The 18604-nt window shown below is 40.3% G+C and carries 22 protein-coding genes; 17 read left to right on the top strand and 5 right to left on the bottom strand.

Annotated elements, in window-relative coordinates; genetic code table 11:
* Positions 1-118: 118 nt before the first annotated feature.
* From CUS89_RS01000 to CUS89_RS00990, 3 genes are read right to left on the bottom strand one after another with little or no spacing between them, the layout of a single operon-like run.
* The gene (locus tag CUS89_RS01000) at positions 119-355 is read right to left on the bottom strand and encodes a hypothetical protein (protein ID WP_104870695.1); all 237 of its coding nucleotides are present in this window, start codon (positions 353-355) and stop codon (positions 119-121) included.
* 17 nt (positions 356-372) lie between these two features.
* Entirely contained in the window at positions 373-885 is a 513-nt protein-coding gene (locus CUS89_RS00995; RefSeq protein WP_104870694.1) for a hypothetical protein, read from the bottom strand.
* Positions 851-2239: a Y-family DNA polymerase gene (locus CUS89_RS00990; protein ID WP_104870693.1), complete on the bottom strand. Its 1389-nt coding sequence runs from the start codon at positions 2237-2239 to the stop codon at positions 851-853. Before CUS89_RS00990 ends, CUS89_RS00995 begins: the two co-directional genes overlap by 35 nt.
* Positions 2240-2791: 552 nt before the next feature.
* Between CUS89_RS00990 and aroF the strand changes: the two genes are divergently transcribed.
* From aroF to CUS89_RS00935, 12 genes are all read left to right on the top strand, one after another.
* Positions 2792-3811, top strand: coding sequence for a 3-deoxy-7-phosphoheptulonate synthase (aroF, locus tag CUS89_RS00985; protein WP_066025183.1), 1020 nt, complete (start codon positions 2792-2794; stop codon positions 3809-3811).
* Positions 3812-3825: 14 nt separating this feature from the next.
* The gene (gene aroB / locus CUS89_RS00980; RefSeq protein ID WP_104870692.1) at positions 3826-4890 is read left to right on the top strand and encodes a 3-dehydroquinate synthase; all 1065 of its coding nucleotides are present in this window, start codon (positions 3826-3828) and stop codon (positions 4888-4890) included.
* Positions 4891-6057 carry a chorismate synthase gene (gene aroC, locus CUS89_RS00975; RefSeq protein ID WP_104870691.1) on the top strand — a complete coding sequence of 389 codons (1167 nt, stop codon included), beginning with the start codon at positions 4891-4893 and terminating at the stop codon, positions 6055-6057.
* 13 nt (positions 6058-6070) lie between these two features.
* Positions 6071-7150, top strand: coding sequence for a prephenate dehydrogenase (locus CUS89_RS00970; protein WP_104870690.1), 1080 nt, complete (start codon positions 6071-6073; stop codon positions 7148-7150).
* 4 nt (positions 7151-7154) lie between these two features.
* Positions 7155-8438, top strand: a complete 1284-nt coding sequence (gene aroA / locus CUS89_RS00965; RefSeq protein ID WP_104870689.1) for a 3-phosphoshikimate 1-carboxyvinyltransferase — start codon at positions 7155-7157, stop codon at positions 8436-8438.
* Complete coding sequence (locus CUS89_RS00960) at positions 8438-8944, top strand: shikimate kinase (RefSeq protein WP_104870688.1); 507 nt, start codon at positions 8438-8440, stop codon at positions 8942-8944. The genes aroA and CUS89_RS00960 overlap by 1 nt, the downstream gene beginning before the upstream one ends.
* Positions 8941-9807: a prephenate dehydratase gene (gene pheA, locus CUS89_RS00955; protein ID WP_104870687.1), complete on the top strand. Its 867-nt coding sequence runs from the start codon at positions 8941-8943 to the stop codon at positions 9805-9807. Before CUS89_RS00960 ends, pheA begins: the two co-directional genes overlap by 4 nt.
* Before the next feature lie 172 nt (positions 9808-9979).
* Complete coding sequence (locus CUS89_RS15955; protein WP_146103399.1) at positions 9980-10111, top strand: type II toxin-antitoxin system HicA family toxin; 132 nt, start codon at positions 9980-9982, stop codon at positions 10109-10111.
* Between the two features lie 34 nt (positions 10112-10145).
* A complete protein-coding gene (locus CUS89_RS00950; RefSeq protein ID WP_104870686.1) occupies positions 10146-10601 on the top strand; it encodes a hypothetical protein in 456 nt (151 codons plus the stop codon).
* 124 nt (positions 10602-10725) lie between these two features.
* Positions 10726-11235 (top strand): type 1 glutamine amidotransferase domain-containing protein, encoded by a 510-nt coding sequence (locus CUS89_RS00945; protein ID WP_010736264.1) that lies wholly within the window; start codon positions 10726-10728, stop codon positions 11233-11235.
* 320 nt (positions 11236-11555) lie between these two features.
* Positions 11556-11828: a type II toxin-antitoxin system RelB/DinJ family antitoxin gene (locus CUS89_RS00940; RefSeq protein ID WP_258082362.1), complete on the top strand. Its 273-nt coding sequence runs from the start codon at positions 11556-11558 to the stop codon at positions 11826-11828.
* Between the two features lie 56 nt (positions 11829-11884).
* Positions 11885-12217 (top strand): arsenic metallochaperone ArsD family protein, encoded by a 333-nt coding sequence (locus CUS89_RS00935; RefSeq protein ID WP_104870684.1) that lies wholly within the window; start codon positions 11885-11887, stop codon positions 12215-12217.
* A 78-nt stretch (positions 12218-12295) separates the two neighbouring features.
* Here the strand turns inward: CUS89_RS00935 and CUS89_RS00930 are convergent, their stop codons facing one another.
* On the bottom strand, positions 12296-13462 hold the full coding sequence (locus CUS89_RS00930; RefSeq protein WP_104870683.1) for a galactokinase: 1167 nt from the start codon (positions 13460-13462) through the stop codon (positions 12296-12298).
* Entirely contained in the window at positions 13459-14499 is a 1041-nt protein-coding gene (locus CUS89_RS00925) for an aldose epimerase family protein (RefSeq protein WP_104870682.1), read from the bottom strand. Before CUS89_RS00925 ends, CUS89_RS00930 begins: the two co-directional genes overlap by 4 nt.
* A 227-nt stretch (positions 14500-14726) precedes the next feature.
* On the opposite strand from CUS89_RS00925, the gene CUS89_RS00920 reads away from it, so the two are divergent.
* From CUS89_RS00920 to CUS89_RS00905, 5 genes are all read left to right on the top strand, one after another.
* Positions 14727-15632, top strand: a complete 906-nt coding sequence (locus CUS89_RS00920) for an AraC family transcriptional regulator (RefSeq protein ID WP_104870681.1) — start codon at positions 14727-14729, stop codon at positions 15630-15632.
* Positions 15633-15700: 68 nt separating this feature from the next.
* Positions 15701-16378, top strand: coding sequence for an NAD(P)H-dependent oxidoreductase (locus CUS89_RS00915; protein ID WP_104870680.1), 678 nt, complete (start codon positions 15701-15703; stop codon positions 16376-16378).
* Positions 16378-16545, top strand: a complete 168-nt coding sequence (locus tag CUS89_RS16010; RefSeq protein ID WP_010736259.1) for a hypothetical protein — start codon at positions 16378-16380, stop codon at positions 16543-16545. Before CUS89_RS00915 ends, CUS89_RS16010 begins: the two co-directional genes overlap by 1 nt.
* 118 nt (positions 16546-16663) lie before the next feature.
* Positions 16664-17563, top strand: coding sequence for a LysM peptidoglycan-binding domain-containing protein (locus CUS89_RS00910; protein ID WP_104870679.1), 900 nt, complete (start codon positions 16664-16666; stop codon positions 17561-17563).
* A 189-nt stretch (positions 17564-17752) separates the two neighbouring features.
* Positions 17753-18460 carry a GntR family transcriptional regulator gene (locus CUS89_RS00905; protein ID WP_065096227.1) on the top strand — a complete coding sequence of 236 codons (708 nt, stop codon included), beginning with the start codon at positions 17753-17755 and terminating at the stop codon, positions 18458-18460.
* Positions 18461-18604 lie beyond the last annotated feature (144 nt).

Here is an 18604-nt window from a genome sequence, read left to right as displayed (position 1 = left end):
TGGATTTTCTCGCTTATTTTGTTTTAGGTGTTACTAGAAACTAATGTAATAGTCTTTTTTTATTCTTATCTTAGAACTAGTTATACTCGTAAAGTGGCAGGAACATACAAGTACCTAACTAACTTGTTTTTGTCATGACGTGTTGCCAAAAGTGAAAGTACTCTTCTTTTAAATCGATCGTGGCTAGTTCTGTCCAATAAATAAACTGGTCGTTTACATAAAAACCTTCTTCTGTCATCATGGACTGGATTTTTCCTTGGTAATGTTTACCGCTTTTTGTCAGGAGAGCAATCTCTTGCTTGGCGATATAAGCGGTGATGATCACTGTTTCAAAATGGGTATTGATCGTTTTCATAACGAACGCTTCCTTTTTTATTTAGTCGTATAGTCATTATCGGTGGGGAATTCTTGGTAAAATTCATCTTTGATCAACTGGATCTCTTCTTGTTTGTGCAATTGAGGCATACTATTGCTGATTTTTCCCATGGTAGTATAAGTAGAGAGATGCGACCATTTCTCTTCTTGCTTTAATTCGATATGGCGAATCTCTTGCCAAGGGATTTGGATATCATTGATCGTCACCTCATCTTCATCACTCTCACCAAGAAAGACGCCTTCAATATTTTCTAAATACCTGCCAAATTCATCCTTTGTATTTAATTGAATGGTCACTTTTTGGCGATAGAGAAAGGACTGTAACAGGACTTGGTCGATTTCCTCTCTGGTCATTTGCGATTGAGGTGGGAGGTCTTTTAAGGCGGCTTCTGCATTTTCATCGATCCCTTTAACCAGCTCATCCATGGCAAAAGCGGTTCCCCATTTCAAGCCAAAGGGTCGATCGCGGTACTCGTTATAATCGAGAAATTCTTTTTTCGTGCGTCGCATGTCCTTCACCTTCAATACCAGCCATTCCGCCTGCATGACCGCCGACAAGCGAACTGCGAGCGATTGCTCGACCACCTTCCAACAAACTATGTGCATGGACGATTGCTTTAAATCCATATTTTTGGCGAATTTTATCCACGATAAAGTCAACTTTTGCATGGTTCACTTGTTCTTTCGGATCATCAAAAAGATTCAATTGTAATCCAGTTGCATAAACGAGATGCGAACAATTGACGCCAATACTGCGAATGTCCTGTCGTTTGTAATGCTGGTCAAATATGCGTAATAATGCCTCGGCTAAATCTTGGCTCGCATTGGTCGGCGGTATTTTCAATTGTTGATGGAATCCTCTTTTACCAGAGGGGTCGATATATCCTAAGGAAAAACCGACCCAAAGACTGATGACTTGAGTTTTTGTTTCCGCACGCCGTAAGCGAGTCCCTAATTGATCTGCCATTTCTTTGATGACGATCTCGATTTCTGCTCGACGGGTGTAATCTCTGTTCAATATTTGACTATTTCCCATACTTTTTGATTTCGGTGTGTATGTTTCACCTAAAAAACTACGATCGATCCCCCAAGCATGGGCGTAAAGCTGTGTACCGATCACACCGAGTGCACTTTTTAATCGATAATAGTCTGTATGAGCTAAGTCATAAACGGAATAAATTCCTAATTTGTTCAAGCGTAAAGCCATTTTTCGACCGATTCCCCAAAAGTCAGTCAAATTGGGAATCTGCCAAACGGTGCTTTTGATATCTTCATAGCGCCATTCTGCAATTCGATCTGGCGAATCTTTCGAGGCATTGTCTAGTGCCAGTTTGGCCAATAAAGGATTGTCGCCAATACCGACAGTGGTGTAGATCCCTGTTTGATCCAATACATCTTGCTGGATCATTTGCGCAAGTTCTTTTGCTGTTTTTACCCCAAATAAGTTCAAACTGTTCGTGATATCTAAAAAACTTTCATCGACCGAATAGACATGGTGATTAGCTTCGTCTGCATATTTTTTATAGATTGCATTGATTTCTTTGTTTTTCTCCATGTAATAAGCCATACGTGGTGGGGCAATGTATAAATCTTTTGGGTAAGGAAAGGGGAGATCCCTTGCACGACTGATATTTGTAATACCGTAGGCTTTTTTTGCTGCTGGACTTGAAGCTAAAATCAACCCGCTCCCTCGTTCTTCCCAAGAATTTGAAGGGTAGGACATAACAACAAGCTTTGCTTCCAACGGATTTAACCCAAGTTCGACACATTCAACAGAAGCATAGAACGACTTGCAATCAATACATAAAATATCTCTAGAAGGTTCTTTCTGATAGTCAAATACAGGATTTTGGTTTTTAAACATAACAGTCACCTCTTCTATCTGATTAGAACACATGTTCGTGTTTTTTGTCAACGAAAAAATCAATAGGAACTTTAAAAAAACATCGGTCTTCTAGAGGATCATTGGCATAAAGAGAAAAAGATTTGAAAAATCAGTTGACTTATTTCAGAAAGAAATCTATACTTAAACTAATCTTAAATCAGTTTGGAGCGATTTCTTATGAAAATCACATTGAATTCACAACTGAATACGTATTACTTTAGCTATTTTAGATAGGTTTGTATTCATGACATTCATGGGTGCAAACACAACGTTTGTATCTATGATGGCTAAGGATGTTTGAGATGACTTGTCCGCCACATAGATGAAAATCTATAGTGGCTTTTTTGTTAGAATTGGTGAAGGCCCACTGTAGATTTGTCTACGGCGGGCTTTTTTTATACCTAACGAAAGGAGAACCACAGTAGTTCATTTTCCAACGAGTTATTTTAAGTAAACAACGAACGATTTTCCATTGTCGATCAAGTGTTCAAACAGTGATAAAAAAATAAAAATAAAAAAGGATGTTATCTTATGATTTTGATTATTAAACCAGGAATTGAAGTGAACCAACTAGAACCAGTACTTTCACGTATCAAAGAAGAGGGCTTGGACGTCCAGATCAACCATGGCAAAGATCGTCTTGTTTTAGGATTGATCGGTGATCCAAAAATTATCCAAGGTGTACCATTTGAAAGATACGACATGGTGGAGCGTGCAGTAAAAATCTCGAATACGTACAAACTGACTTCTCGAGAATTTCATCCGCAAGATACAGTCGTTGATGTGGATGGTCTGAAAATCGGTGATGGTAGTTTTGTGACGATGGCTGGTCCTTGTTCGGTAGAAGGCGAAGAACAAATCATGGAAACTGCTCGTATGGCGAAAGCTGGTGGGGCAACGGTCCTACGTGGAGGAGCCTACAAACCTAGAACGTCACCATACGCTTTCCAAGGATTAGGAGAAGAAGGACTGAAAATGATGCGTAAAGCAGCGGATCATTACGGCTTAAAAGTCATTACCGAAGTCATGGATGAAGCCCATATCGATGTCGTTTGTGAATACACAGATATCATTCAGATCGGTGCCAGAAATATGCAAAACTTTCGTCTGTTAGAAGCTGTTGGGAAAACAGGTAAACCAATTGGCTTGAAACGTGGGATTTCAGGAACAATCGAAGAATGGTTGAATGCGGCGGAATACATTGCGGTACAAAACAACCCAAACATCATCTTTATCGAACGTGGTATTCGTACTTACGAAACAGCAACACGTAATACCTTCGATCTAAGTGCTGTACCGATCATCAAAAAATTAAGTCATTTCCCGATCATCGTTGACCCAAGTCATGGTACAGGAGTTTGGGATCTTGTATCACCAATGGCAAGAGCCGGTGTTGCTAGTGGCGCAGATGGAATGATCGTAGAGATCCACCCTGATCCAATCCACGCATGGTCAGATGGACAGCAATCATTGAATGAAAAGAACTACCTAAGAATGATGGAAGAAGTCGAGATTTTAGTTGAAGCAATGAATAAAATCAAAGCCTTATAGAAAAGAGGAGCGTCATGTTAGAAGTTGTCTTACCAGAAAAAAGCTATGAGATCATCATTGAACGAAATGCACTCGATCATGTGTCTGAGTGGATCGAAGGAATCTGGAAAAATAAAAAAATCGCGATTATCAGTGATACGAATGTTTTTCCGATATACGGCGAAAAAATTTGTCAACAGTTGCGGGCAAGCTACGAAGTCGTCCACTATGTTGTTCCAGCTGGGGAGAGCAGCAAATCATTCGACATGGCAGCTAACCTCTATGCGTTTTTAGCAGAAGAACAATTTACGCGTAGTGATGCGGTGATTGCGCTTGGAGGAGGAGTGATCGGCGATTTAGCCAGCTTCGTTGCTTCCACCTATATGCGAGGGATCTCATTTGTCCAGATCCCGACTTCCTTACTGGCACAAGTCGATTCAAGCATTGGAGGAAAAACAGCAATCAATGCACCTATGGCGAAAAATATGATTGGGACATTTGCACAACCAGATGGGGTATTGATCGATCCAGAGACGTTAACCACTTTATCAGAACGTAGAATCCAAGAGGGGATCGCTGAGATCATCAAGTGTGGCGCAATCAGTGATGAAACGCTATGGCAAGATTTGGCAAGTTTAACAGGAGTTGCTGACTTACTGGCTAATAGTGAAAAAATCATTGAAAAGGCGTTGCGTGTGAAGAAACAAGTTGTTGAAGAAGATCAATTCGATAACGGGAATCGTTTGTTATTGAACTTTGGCCATACGATCGGACATGCCATCGAAAATACTGCTGGTTATGGTCAAATCAGTCATGGCGAAGCCGTAGCAATCGGCATGGTGCAAATCACCAAACAAGCCGAAAAGATGGGGCAATCACCAGTGGGTATCACTGCGCAATTGATCCAAATGATCGAAAAGTATCAGTTACCGATCAAGTACCAACCTTGGGAGGAGCAATCCCTTTATGATGCGATCACCCACGATAAAAAGGCACGTGGAAAGACATTGAAAATTATTTTATTAGATAAGATCGGACAAGCAAGAATCCAAGAAATCCCGCTTGAATCCGTGAAAGATTATTTAGAGGAGGGGAACTAAATGCGTTTTTTAACAGCAGGAGAATCTCATGGTCCACAGTTAACTGCCATTATTGAAGGTATCCCGGCAGGTTTAGAAGTTTCACTTGAAAAAATCAATGAAGATCTTGCAAGGCGACAAGGTGGTTACGGTCGTGGTGGCAGAATGAAGATCGAGAAAGATCGTGTCCAGATCACCTCAGGTATTCGACATGGCAAAACGCTTGGTTCGCCAATCACAATGATCGTGGAGAATAAAGATTGGAAAAATTGGCAGACGGTGATGTCAGTCGAGCCAATCGAAGAAGAACATGTCACGCGTCGTCGAGTAGCAAAACCTCGTCCAGGACATGCGGATCTAGTTGGTGGAATGAAATACCAACATCAAGATCTTAGGAATGTATTAGAACGGTCTTCAGCTAGAGAAACGACCATGCGTGTAGCAATCGGCTCTTTAGCAAAACAGATCCTAGCAGCACTAGATATTGAAATTGCCAGTCATGTAGCGGTTCTTGGAGGAATCCAAGCAACGATACCTGAAGTGCTACCTGTGGCGGTGATCAAGGAAAAAACAACGATCTCTGAAGTCAATATGGTAGACCTTGAGATCGAAGAACAAGTCAAAACATTGATCGATGAGACGAAAAAAGCAGGTGATACCTTAGGTGGTGTCGTCGAAGTCCGGGTTGAAAATGTACCGGCTGGTTTGGGTAGCTATGTCCAATGGGATAAAAAATTAGATGGAAAATTAGCACAAGCCATGCTAAGTATCAATGCCTTCAAAGGGGTAGAATTTGGGATCGGTTTTGATGCAGCGACTTTACCAGGTTCTAAAGTCATGGATGAAATCACCTGGGATCAAGAACAAGGCTACCGCCGGACAACGAACCATTTAGGTGGCTTTGAAGGTGGAATGACAAATGGCGAACAAATCATCGTTCGTGGTGTGATGAAACCGATCCCTACACTTTACAAGCCATTGATGAGTGTGGATATCGACACGAAGGAAGCATATAAAGCAAGTGTCGAACGTTCAGACAGTACCGCTGTGCCAGCAGCTTCTGTGGTGGCTGAACACGTCATTGCAACAGCACTTGCCGTGGAGATCCTTGAACATTTCCCAGCGGATAACATGGGTGAGCTGAAAAAATCTGTTGCCAGTCATCGGCAGATGATCCAAGACTTTTAGTGAGGAGACTGATATGAAGAAAAAGGTATTTGTCTTAGGTTTAGGTCTGATTGGTGCTTCGCTTTGCCGAGCCATCAAGGGATCGAATGTGACTCTTTATGGATGGGATCATTCAGCAGAAACAAGAAAAATTGCAGAAGAAGTCCAATTAGTGGATCATCTGGTGTCTGGGATCGAAGAAGCAAGTCAAATGGATGTCATTTTATTAGCGGTTCCTGTACAAGTTAGTTTGGACTATTTGCAACGATTAGCGGCACTTCCGTTAAAGGAAACTGTGTTGGTCAGTGATACTGGCAGTACGAAAGCAGCAATCATGACAGCGGCTAAGGAATTACCTTTTACTTTTATTGGTGGACACCCAATGGCAGGCTCGCATAAATCAGGGGTCAAAGCCGGTAATCCCAATTTGTTCGAGGAAGCTTATTATATATTGACCAATGATCATGAGAGTGATCGTGTAGCTGAACTGATGGAACTATTAGAACCGACTCGAGCAAAATTTGTGTTGATGGAAGCCAAAAATCATGACGAGATCGTTGGTGTTTTAAGCCATTTGCCTCATATCGTGGCTGCTGGTTTAGTGCAAACCAGTGATGAACTCAATCAGAAACATCCAAGAGCATCCCAACTTGCCGCCGGAGGATTTCGGGATATTACCCGAATTGCTTCTTCTGATCCAAAAATGTGGACAGATATCTTATTGACAAATCAAGAAATCATGCTGTCCTTACTAGCAGACTGGCAATCCTCCATGGAAACATTGAAAACAAAACTTGCGAGCAATGATGAAGATGCCATTTATCAATTTTTTGCACAAGCGAAGCAGACAAGGGATCAGTTGCCGAAGAAACGACAAGGAACGATTCCAGCGTTCTATGATCTGTATGTTGATATTCCGGATATTTCCGGTGCAGTTGCTAAGGTGACAACGGCTTTGAGCCAAGCAGATATTTCAATCATCAATCTAAAAATACAAGAAACTAGAGAAGATATTTTCGGAGTCCTTGAATTGTCCTTCAAAAATCAAACCGATTTAGAAAAAGGACAAGCATTGATTCAAGCGGAAAATTTTCACTGTTGGATCAGGAGTTGAGACAATGAAATTACTTAACGCAACACATGGGATCAAAGGTGAACTAACGGTTCCTGCAGATAAGTCGATTTCTCATCGCAGCATCATGTTTGGTGCAATCAGTCATGGAAAAACGACGATAACGAACTTTTTAAAAGCAGAAGATTGCTTGAGTACGATGTCCATATTTAGACAATTAGGTGTGAAAATAGAAGAGGAAGAGGAGAAAATCCATGTCTATGGTCATGGCGTAGAGGGATTACAAACACCAACAGAACGTTTAGATGCAGGTAATTCTGGTACAACGATCCGTTTACTTTTAGGGATTTTAGCTGGAAGTAAGATTTCGGCAGAAGTGTCTGGAGATGACTCCTTGAATCGCCGTCCAATGGGAAGAGTGATGAATCCTTTACGTGAAATGGGGGCAGATCTTAAAGGAATCGAACATCCAGACCTACCACCTTTACGAGTGACCGGAGCATCTTTGAAACCAATCGAATACGAAATGCCAATTGCCAGTGCGCAAGTCAAATCAGCGATTTTATTCGCAGCACTTCAAGCAGACGGTGAGACAACGATCATCGAAAAAGAACGATCACGGAATCATACAGAAGAAATGATCAAACAATTTGGTGGAGAAATCAGAGTAGAAGATAAAGTGATCACACTCGCTGGCGGGCAACGGTTAGTTGGACAAAACGTGGCGGTACCTGGGGATATTTCGTCAGCAGCCTTTTATCTAGTTGCAGCAAGTATTTTGCCAGATAGTGAAGTCTTGTTGAAACAAGTAGGGATCAATCCAACACGAACAGGGATTTTAGATGTATTGATCGAAATGGGTGCTTCGATCCAAGAAATGCAGATCGATCAACAAAATCAAGCGGCTGACTTAATGGTACGTTCTGCCAACTTACGGGCGTGTACGATCGAAGGAGAAATCATTCCTCGCTTGATCGATGAATTACCGATTTTAGCATTAGCTGCAACACAAGCACAAGGCACGACGATCATTCGGGACGCGCAAGAATTGAAAGTGAAAGAAACTAACCGCATCGATGCGACAGCGGAAGAATTGATAAAAATGGGCGCAAACATCGAAACAACAGATGATGGGCTGATCATTCATGGTCCGACACCTTTACATGGGGCAATTGTTGACAGTCATGGGGATCATCGCATTGGCATGATGTTACAGATTGCCGCGTTATTGACCAATGAACCAGTTGAATTGAACCACCCAGAAGCGGTAAATATTTCTTATCCTGAGTTCTTCACTGATCTAGCTGGTCTGATCAAGGAGAAAAACTAATGGCTGCAATTGTGCTGATTGGTTTTATGGGCGCCGGTAAAACAACAATCAGTCGCAAGCTTTCTATGCAGTTAAAGAAACCATTGATCGATATGGATACAAAACTAGTCGAGGAGTTTGGCTGCTCGATCAGTGAGTATTTTGAATTACATGGCGAAGCTGCCTTTCGACAGGAAGAAACGAAGCTGTTGAAAACCTCGTTGCAAGAAGAAGCGATCATTGCGACAGGTGGGGGAGTTATCCTCCAAGAAGAAAATCAACGATTGTTAGCAGATCATCTGGTGGTTTACTTAAAAGCTGATCCCGATCTTTTGATCAAACGTATCCGCCAAGATCACAAACAAGCCCGTCCGTTGGCACTTGATAAAGATGATACAGAGTTAAAAGAATTATTTTTCTCGCGGAAAAAACACTATGAAACATTAGCAGATCTTACGATAGAAACAACTGGTAAATCACCAGCAGAAATTGTCTCAGAAATCATAAAGCAGGTGATGAATCGATGAAAATTGGTTATCTAGGTCCAAAAGGTTCCTTCACATATAGTGCAGTAAAGAATTATTTCAACGAAGGCGATTGGTCTCCGTATCAAGCGTTAACGAATTTGATTGATGCCCAAATCGACGATGCAATCGATTATGCAATGGTACCGATTGAAAATTCCATCGAAGGTTCCGTATTGCCCACATTAGACCATGTCTATGAAACCTTACCAACGATCCAAGGAGAAATCGTTTTGCCGATCAAGCAACAATTGATGGTGCATCCTGAGCATCAACAGACGTGGCAAGAGGTAACGAAAATCTGTAGTCATCCGCAAGCGTTGGCACAATCGCAAGTATTTTTGAAGCAACAGTTTCCTAACGTGGAAATCGAGCAAATGGGTTCGACTGCCCAAGGTGCTCAACAGGTTGCCGAGCATCCTGAACAAAAAATCGCGGCAATCGGACCTAAAGAAGCTGCTGAACAGTTTGGTCTGATCATCGTTCAGCAAGATATCCAATCGATCCGCAACAATGAAACCCGTTTTTGGCTACTAGGTTCCTCACCGATGTCATCTCAGTTACCAGTCAGTACTTACAAAGCAACGCTATTTGTAGACTTGCCAGAAAATCGCCCAGGTGCGTTATATCAAGTACTTGCGGTATTTGCAGAACAAAAACTTAATTTGACCAAAATCGAGTCTAGACCGCAAAAAACCTCGTTAGGTGAATATTTTTTTGTGATTGAAGTAGAGATTGAACAAGCAGATACAAAATTGAACGAAGCAATCAAACTACTGGAAAAGCGAGCATTTCCGGTCCAATTGATTGGAGAATATCCAGTGTACCGTAGCCGTGAGGATAAAAAAGCGACATGCAGAAAATAAATCAAAGCAGCCGAACTTCGATAGCTGCTTTGGTTTATTTTTTATTGAATAATTTTTCTATATTTGCTTTTACACGTATAGCACGTATTTTTCTTTTATTTGCATGTTACACGTGTTAATGTAGATATGTTAGAGGGGATTGTGACAATGCAAATGACACCACAGGAAATGGTTGATTTCCATAGGTGGAAAAGGATCTCATGTAAAAGTGGAATTACCAGGAGTAAATCGACCAATCATTGTTCCTTCCAAGCTACCTAAAGGGACAAAACATGCGATACTGAGGCAGGCAGGGTTAAAATAGCTCTGTCCCTGCTTCTTGAGGGAGGAGGAGAATCATGCTTGTTTCATATCCGGCATTATTCTATTTAGAAACAAGTAAAGGCTATGACTCGGGATTTTCTGTTTTCTTTCCAGATTTTCCGGAGATGGCTGGTACAAGCGGAACTGACATTCCTGAAGCGCTCGAAAATGCCTCTGATTACTTAGGGATTCTTTTGGCGGCTGAGATAGAAGAAGACCGAACATTACCTGAACCATCTTTTATCAGTTCATTGTCACTTATAGAAAATAACCCTTTTAAAAGTGACTCCGAATTCATATTAGAATATGATGCTGAAAAATCATTTATTTCAATGGTCTCTGTAGATCTAACAGAATATTTAGGCTCAGAGGAACCTGTAAAAAAGACGTTAACGATCCCAAAATGGGCAGATAAGTTAGGTAAAGAAATGCATCTGAATTTTTCAAAGACATTGACCGAAGCGATTGTTCGTGAAAAATTAGGTGCTTAACTCTAGAAGAAAAATATTAGTTTTTCTTTTAAATAAAATAAGTTATAAATCATAAACAGATGATTTGCACACTTTTCTGAAATCCTTTAGGCTAGAATCAAGCGATAAGAAAGGAAGAGGAAAAATGGCAAAAAAAATTGCAGCAATCGTAACTGATTTAGTCGAAGATATTGAGTTGACTTCACCAAAAGAAGCATTGGAAAATGCGGGGAATGAAGTGACAACGATTGGTTTTGAAGCAAACCAAACGATCAAAGGCAAAAAAGGTGGCGAGTTCACGATCGATCGCAGCATTGATGAAGTTTCTCCTGAAGATTTCGATGCGCTCTTGATCCCTGGAGGATTTTCACCAGATCAATTACGTAAGGACCAACGTTTTGTTGATTTCGTTACTTACTTCTTGAAAAATGACCAACCGTTATTTGCTATCTGTCATGGGCCACAATTGTTTATCCAAACAGGTCTAACAGAAGGCAGAACAATGACTGCTTACGATACTGTTCGTCCAGATGTGGCTTACGCTGGCGCCAATGTCAAAGATGAAGCAGTGGTGATCGATAACCAATTAGTTACTAGCCGTACACCAGATGACTTGCCTGAATTCAACAAAGCAATTGTTGAGATCTTAGGTTAAACGATTGAACACTTTGTAGAGTTGCAAGTCAGAATAGTGATACTAGGAATAAAGAATTTTCGAATGATTGGGACAGAAAGAATGCAGATACATTCTTTCTGTCTTTTTATTGTGAAAAAAGAAATCTGATTGACTTTAGCTATTCTTCGAGTGACTAAGTATTTTAGTTAACAATATAATGGTGGGATCAACGCTAAGAAAATGAAGTATAGTAGAAATGGATATATATCGATACTATAATACATTTCCGCCAGCCTTTTGATTAAATCTTTGAAGCATAGTATATTATGCGTATAAACCCCTCAGAGGTGCCGCTGTTGATGCTAAAAAAAGAAAGAATTCAAATTTCTATCGAAAGTGAATTGAAAGTGAAAGCTGAAGATATTTTGCAAGAATTAGGAATGACTCCTACAATGGCAATTACTTTATTTTATAAAAAAATAATTGAAAAGAAAGGTTTGCCTTTTGAAGTGAATTTGCCTGAACAAACAAAACAAGTAAGAAGAATGGTTAGGCTAGCAAACAAGTCACCTAATATAACTAGAATAGAAGACAACGAGACTTTAGAAGCTTGGTTAAATGTTGATGAATAAAATCGTATCAATGTATGATGCCGGGACAAGAAATGAAGGAGAGTGTCAATAAAAGAATGATTATTTCATATTATATATTTGAGCAAGTTGATGATGAAGAACTCTACGTTTTCAAGTCATTACATGAAGATTTGGCTACAAAAGAGTTTTATAGTCATACAAAAGGAAAGAAACTAGAAACAAATTTATTTTTTTTGAGTCAGTCGATTTTACCTTTTATTGATAATCCTCAAGTTTTCAATTTATTGCGCACAGGAGATATAAAAAGTTTACCAATCATTGAAATCGATAACAAAATTGTAAAAACTGGTAGTTACTTAAGTTTGGCTGAATTGTCTGAAATAACTGGTATAGGAATGTCTATGCAGAGAACTGATTATTTAACCTAGATTCAAAATCATGATTCAATAAAACATGCGCCTGAGTTTGGTCGTTTGCCAAACTCAGACGCATGTTTCTGTTTTTTACTAAATTTTCGTCGTACCGCTTCCGATATGTGCCACATAAAACTCTGGCTCATATCCTACCACCTCTAAATAACGTGCATGGACATTTTCTTTAAAGTCAGGGATCGCTTCTTCTTTTACTAAGGCGATGGCACATCCGCCAAATCCTGCTCCTGTCATACGTGCGCCTAAAACACCAGGTTGTGCTTGTGCTGCGTCTACAAGTGTATCTAATTCGATGCCTGTGACTTCGTAATCATGACGCAGTGAGTAATGAGAGTCATTCAATAATTGACCAAATGCTTCTAAGTTTCCTTGCTCTAATTCAGCTTTTGCTTTTAATGTTCGTTGATTTTCAGTGACTGCGTGACGTGCGCGACGGATCAAGGTATCATCACCGATCAAGTCGGTATTCGCTTCGAAAGTCGCTTCATCCAATTCGCCTAAAGCTTTGATGTCTAGCTTCGTTTGTAGACGTTTCAAGGCTTCTTCACATTCACTGCGGCGTTCATTATACTTCGATTCTGCTAATTCACGTCGCTTATTCGTGTTCATGATAACCACAGCGTAGCCATCTAATTTAACTGGCACCATTTCATAGTGTAATGTATTCGTATCTAGCAAGATGGCATGGTCGATCTCACCAAAACCGATCGCAAATTGATCCATGATCCCTGAATTGACACCAATGAATTCATTCTCTACTTTTTTACCAGTTTGAACGAGCGTCAAACGATCGATGGCTAAATCAAATAAATATTCCAAAACAACCCCAACTAATAATTCTAATGAAGCGCTACTAGAAAGTCCGGCACCATTAGGGATCGTTCCTTCAATCACCAATTCAAAGCCATTTTCGATGGTATAGCCTGCTTCTTTTAATTTCAAGATCATTCCTTTGACATAATTTGCCCAGTTGTCTTTTTTATCAAATGACAGGTCATCAAGCGTGAATTCGATCACGCCGATTTCCTCAAAGTTTGTTGAGTAAACTAATACTTTGTTGTCTTCTCGGCGAGCAGCAACTCCGTAAGTGCCATAAGTGATCGATGCAGGAAAAACGTGTCCACCGTTGTAGTCCGTGTGTTCACCGATCAAGTTGATTCGACCCGGTGAAAAATAGTTTGTTGTTGGTTTTTCACCAAATAATTCGTTGAATTTCGTTGTTAAATGTGCTGTTTTATTCATCTGTCTTGTTCCTCTCTTGCTTCAAGTTTGAATTCTGTAATCGTCTCAAATGGTGTTTCCGGTGCCAAAGATATGTCGCCGAAAGAAGGGTAACGTTCTGCTCCTGGAGCGATTTGTGTTTCAAAAGTGATGCCGCCATGGTTCGCTAAACGTTGCCCGCGCATTTCAGGTGCATCTTCCCTAAAGTTGGCAGTGAAAATGACGATACTCGATGCATCCGTCCTGACGTTGACTTTGATTGTTTCATCTGGACTTAAAAGAGAAGCAACTGTTTTATCTAAGCCTGTTTCCTTTAAGAAGAATGGATGATCGATTCCATCAAATAATTCTTTTTGGGGAAAGTCACTGGTGAAAACAGTCGTGAGTTTTGTTGGTGTTTGAAAATCAAAAGGTGTTCCAGTCACTTCTATTTGTTCACCTGTCGGAATGCTGTCTGGTCGTAATTCAGCAAAGGCTTGACTGTTGACCCACAAAGTATGGTCATCGATTGGTTGCGTCACATCACCACTCAAGTTGAAATAAACATGATTGGTTGGGTTGAATAGTGTCAATTGATCACTGACCGCTTTCGTTGTTACACGCCAAATATTATCTTCTGTAAGGGTATAGCGAACTTCTACGGATAAATTCCCTGGAAAACCACGTTCTTTGTCGGGACTAGTCGTGGTAAAGATCACAGTGGCTTCTTGTTCGCCATCAATGATTTCGTATTGCCAGATTTTTTCTTCAAAACTTGGCGCACTGCCATGTAAGGAGTGACCAGTTGCGGGATCGACAGGTAGTTGATACGTCTGGCCGTCGAGGGTGAATTTGCCTGCATCGATCCGCCCAGCAGTTCGTCCGATCGTTGCTCCGATAAAGGCATCTTTTTCGAGATATTCTTCTGCTGAATCAAAACCTAGAATCAACTCTCTATCCATGAATGTCAAACTGACGATCCGTGCGCCTAAATCGGTAACAGCGAGGGTCGTACCCTGTTGATTGGTTAAAGTAATCAAATGTGCAGATTTTCCAAATGTTTTTTTAGTAATGTCCATTTAAGTAGTCCTTTCTTGGTGCTGGATTAGTAGTTGGTGTAGGCGTAATTTATACCTAGTCAAATTAACTATACCATTAAATGAAGCGTTTACAATCAGGTAGTTACTATTTTTACCATTCAATCATATCAAAGAAGAGCACTTACTTGAATGTATTTCTGTGAGCAGTATTTAACTTTTTGTTGCATCTATAGTAGAATAAAGAAAATACGAAAGAGGGTGCGTCAATGGAAAAAGCGATTTTTTTAAAAAAAGAACATCAATCCATCTCACAAGAACTATACTTTGATTTTTGCGGTTTTTCTAAAACATTGCCCTTTCATTCATTTGGACCAGCTATTCGTCAAGATTATATTTTGCATATCGTGATGGAAGGAAAAGGGGTCTATCGCGTAAAAGATCAGCAATATCAATTAAAAAAAGGCGATCTTTTTTTGATTAGACCGGGAGATTCTACTTTTTATTTGGCGGATGGTGAAGATCCTTGGGTCTACTGTTGGATTTCCTTTGGTGGGTCAGTAGCGGATAAAATCATTCAACATTCTTTATTCAAAGACGATCAATACACGATGGTTTCTTCAGAGATTGCTAGATATGTGGAGATTATCTTAGCATGTATGAATTACTCGACAAAAAATCTAGTCGATGAGCTGCAATTAAATGCGTTGACGTATCAATTGCTCGCTCTTTTATTAGAAGATGGTGGCTATGTTCATTTGGGAGAACAAAAAAGTTATTCAGCCCTCGCTGTTGATGCGGTCCAGTATATCGAAGAACATTACAGCGAGCGTTTGACTGTTGAAGAGATCGCCAAAAAATTATCCGTTAATCGAAGTCATCTCTCTCGTGTGTTCAAAAATCACATGGGGATCAGTATCAAAGAATATATGATCGGTGTTCGTATCAATCGGGCAGCGTTTCTCTTATCTCTGACGGAAGAATCCGTGGAAGCAATCGCTTATCAAGTCGGCTTTAATAGTTTGGTCGTATTTAGCCGCATGTTCAAGAAATTCACTGGTGAGACGGCGACAAACTATCGTAGACGAATGAATAACGAAAAGATCAAAGGAGTTTCCGCAGAACAATTAAAAAAGCAATTAGAAGAACAAGCCATCATTTCTTGGGCAACCTAAGCCATAAAGGCATCGTTGACTGGGTTTTTCTTGGGATATGCTAGACTAGAAAACGGGAGGAAAAAGCTATGAAAACATTGATTATTGTCAGCCATCCGACAATTGACACATCGTTGAACCAACAGTTTTTTAAAGAAGCATCCAGCCATTTATCGACTACTTGGCATCATCTAGAAGCTTGTTATCCAGATGGGGAAATTGATCTTCAAGCAGAACTTTCTTTATTGAAAGAGCATGACCGGATCATCTTCCAATTTCCTTTCTATTGGTATAGCGCGCCAGCCCATTTGAAAATGTGGCAAGACCAAGTGTTAGAAGCAGCAACAGAAGTCTTATCAGGTAAAGAATTAGGGATCGTCTTAACAACCGGCGTGAGTGAAAAAGAATACCAAGCAGGTGGGAAAGAAGAGTATACGATCTCGGAGTATTTGCGTCCGTACCAACGAATTGCCCATAAATTCCAGATGACCTTTTTACCTCCGTTTGTTTTAGCACAGTTCATGTACTTGACTCAAGAACAACGATTTGAACGCTTGATCAGTTATCAGCAATATCTCACATTAGTCGAAAAACCTTCATTGATCAATCGGATCGATTGGTTTATCGAACGATTTGCGCAAAATGAACGCATCAAGGAAAAAGCACCGATGAAGCAACAGATGATCGAAACGATGTTAGAAGAAGCCAAAGAAAACATTGAAGATCTGACATTTATACTACAAGAGATGAAAGGAAGGACCTTATAATGGATCAATGGTTAACAGAACAATTAGCCGAATTGAGTACACAAGCGGATTATGAGGGCAAAGCCTTACTTCATGAAATGTCACGCTTATTTGTCGAAATCAATGAACGGATCGAGCAGTTGCAAGGAGAAATCGATGGAGAATCTTGGAATCATCAAAAATGGTGATTTTTCTTCAGTAATAACATAATAAAAAATGTTCATAACGCTTATTATTTGCTACAATGGAACTACAAGAAAGTTGGTAACGCTATTTTTTTTACAGAAATAACAGGTGGTGAATGAAATGAATGAAGAAAATGAACAGCGTGGCAATGTTCGATCAGCTCGACGACAACAACAGAAACAAGCATCACGCATGCGTATGATGAAAATCGGTGCCGCTGTTGCAGTAGTCTTACTACTGGTTGGTGCAGGTACTGGATTATATCTCCATAGTAGAAACAATGCCAGTGAAAACTCGGTAGCAAAGACGAGTGAAACGACGCAATCGTCGACAGCTTCAACTACTGCTTCATCTGAAACTGAAGCAACACAAGAAAGCAGCGAAGCAACAGAACCTTCAGGAGCTATTTCTGAACAACTACAAGCAGTCGTTGCAGATTATTCGAAGAAAATCGAAGATAAAACCCCAGTGTTGATTGAAGAATACCAAGCAGAGATCCAAAACAATCAAGACGGTGTCAATGGTCTTTCGGTCATTGCCAACCGAAAAGCAAGAGAACTTCAAGCTTTATCGGATGAAGGAATCAGTAAATTAAGAGGGATGTACCAAGATGCTTCCAACAAGAAGGATATCGACCTAGATACCATGATCAATCAGCTATCTGCAAGTTACACGGCGCAGGTCGCTCGGATCTCCGACATTTATCTGCGAACAAGTGCGGAACTTCAAGCAGCGACACCTAGTAGCGAATCCTCTTCGGAAGCGACGACACCTTCGACGGAAGCGACACCAGAAACAACAGAAACGTCGGAGTCACAAGCCAATCAGTACACGGCACAGTCCACAGAAGATACAAGCAATCAAGCCAATCAAGCAGCTACAACCGTTGTACGTGAAGGCGAAGGTCCAAATCAAATTGCGCAACGGACGGGTGTGCCAGTTGAGACGATTTTGTCCTTGAATGGCATGACGATGGATGATTTCTTCTTTAACCCTGGTCAAGAATTACGTTTGAATTAGGAAAATCAAGAAGAAAGATTCAACTTCAATTGATTAGATGAAGTCACAAAAATGGTTCTTTTTGCCAATTTTTGTGGCTTTTTTGTTCTAAATACATTTTGTTCTCCACTGGCTCGTCATGAGTGGGTTGTGATTGGTTGTTTTTTTGTTAAGATAAAGAAGTGAAAGTAACCCGTAAAGGAGAAGATCATGAAAAAACGAGAATTCATCGTCCAAGATTTATTGAGTAAAATCTATCAAGAAGAATTTAAAGATGGAAAATTACCGAATCAACGAAAACTAGCGGAAATCTATCATGTTTCTCGCTTTACGATCCAACAAGCGATCAAAAATCTAGAAGAAATCGGTATTGTCCGTGTCGTTCAAGGATCAGGTATCTTTATCCATGAAAAATGGGTCAAAAATCCCTTGATCTTCAACTCGTTGACACGTACCCCTTATGATCGGATCCATTCAAAAATGATCAGTTTAAACAAAGCGCCAGCAACGGCTGATGAGCAAAAAATCTTTCAACTTGATGAAGGAGCCGAAGTTTGGACATTTGAACGTATTCGAATCGTTGATTATAAAATCGAGCAGTTAGAAATGTCAAAAATGCCGGTAGCAATGTTTCCCGACCTGTCCCAAGAAGTCATCGAGCATTCCATCCAAAAATATGTGGAACAAAAAGGCTATCGAATTTCTCACTATATCACGAGCTATGACCCAATCACGACTTCCAAAGAACAATCAAAAATATTGCTATGTAAACGCGGTACACCAGCCATGCAAATCACGAACCGAGCCATATTAGAAGATGGACAAGTCTATGAATACAGCAGTATCATTGCCATCGACTACTCAGTGACTTACATCCGCCCCTTTGACCGTGAGATCCATCGATCGAGGATTGATTGAGGGTTTGAGTAGTCTCAAAATAGCTTAAGGAAAAAACTTCTGTAAAAATATAGCTTTTTTGAAAGTTAAGGGAGAAAACATTAAAGCGAATTAGTTGATAGTGATTGTGAAGAAAGCACTGATGAAGCGTAAAACGCAATCATC

Origin of the sequence: Enterococcus mundtii (assembly GCF_002947535.1) — a bacterium.
Taxonomy (GTDB): Bacteria; Bacillota; Bacilli; order Lactobacillales; family Enterococcaceae; genus Enterococcus_B; species Enterococcus_B mundtii_B.
The sequence above is the reverse complement of the archived record's forward strand: the minus strand, read 5'-3'. Positions and strand labels throughout refer to the sequence as shown.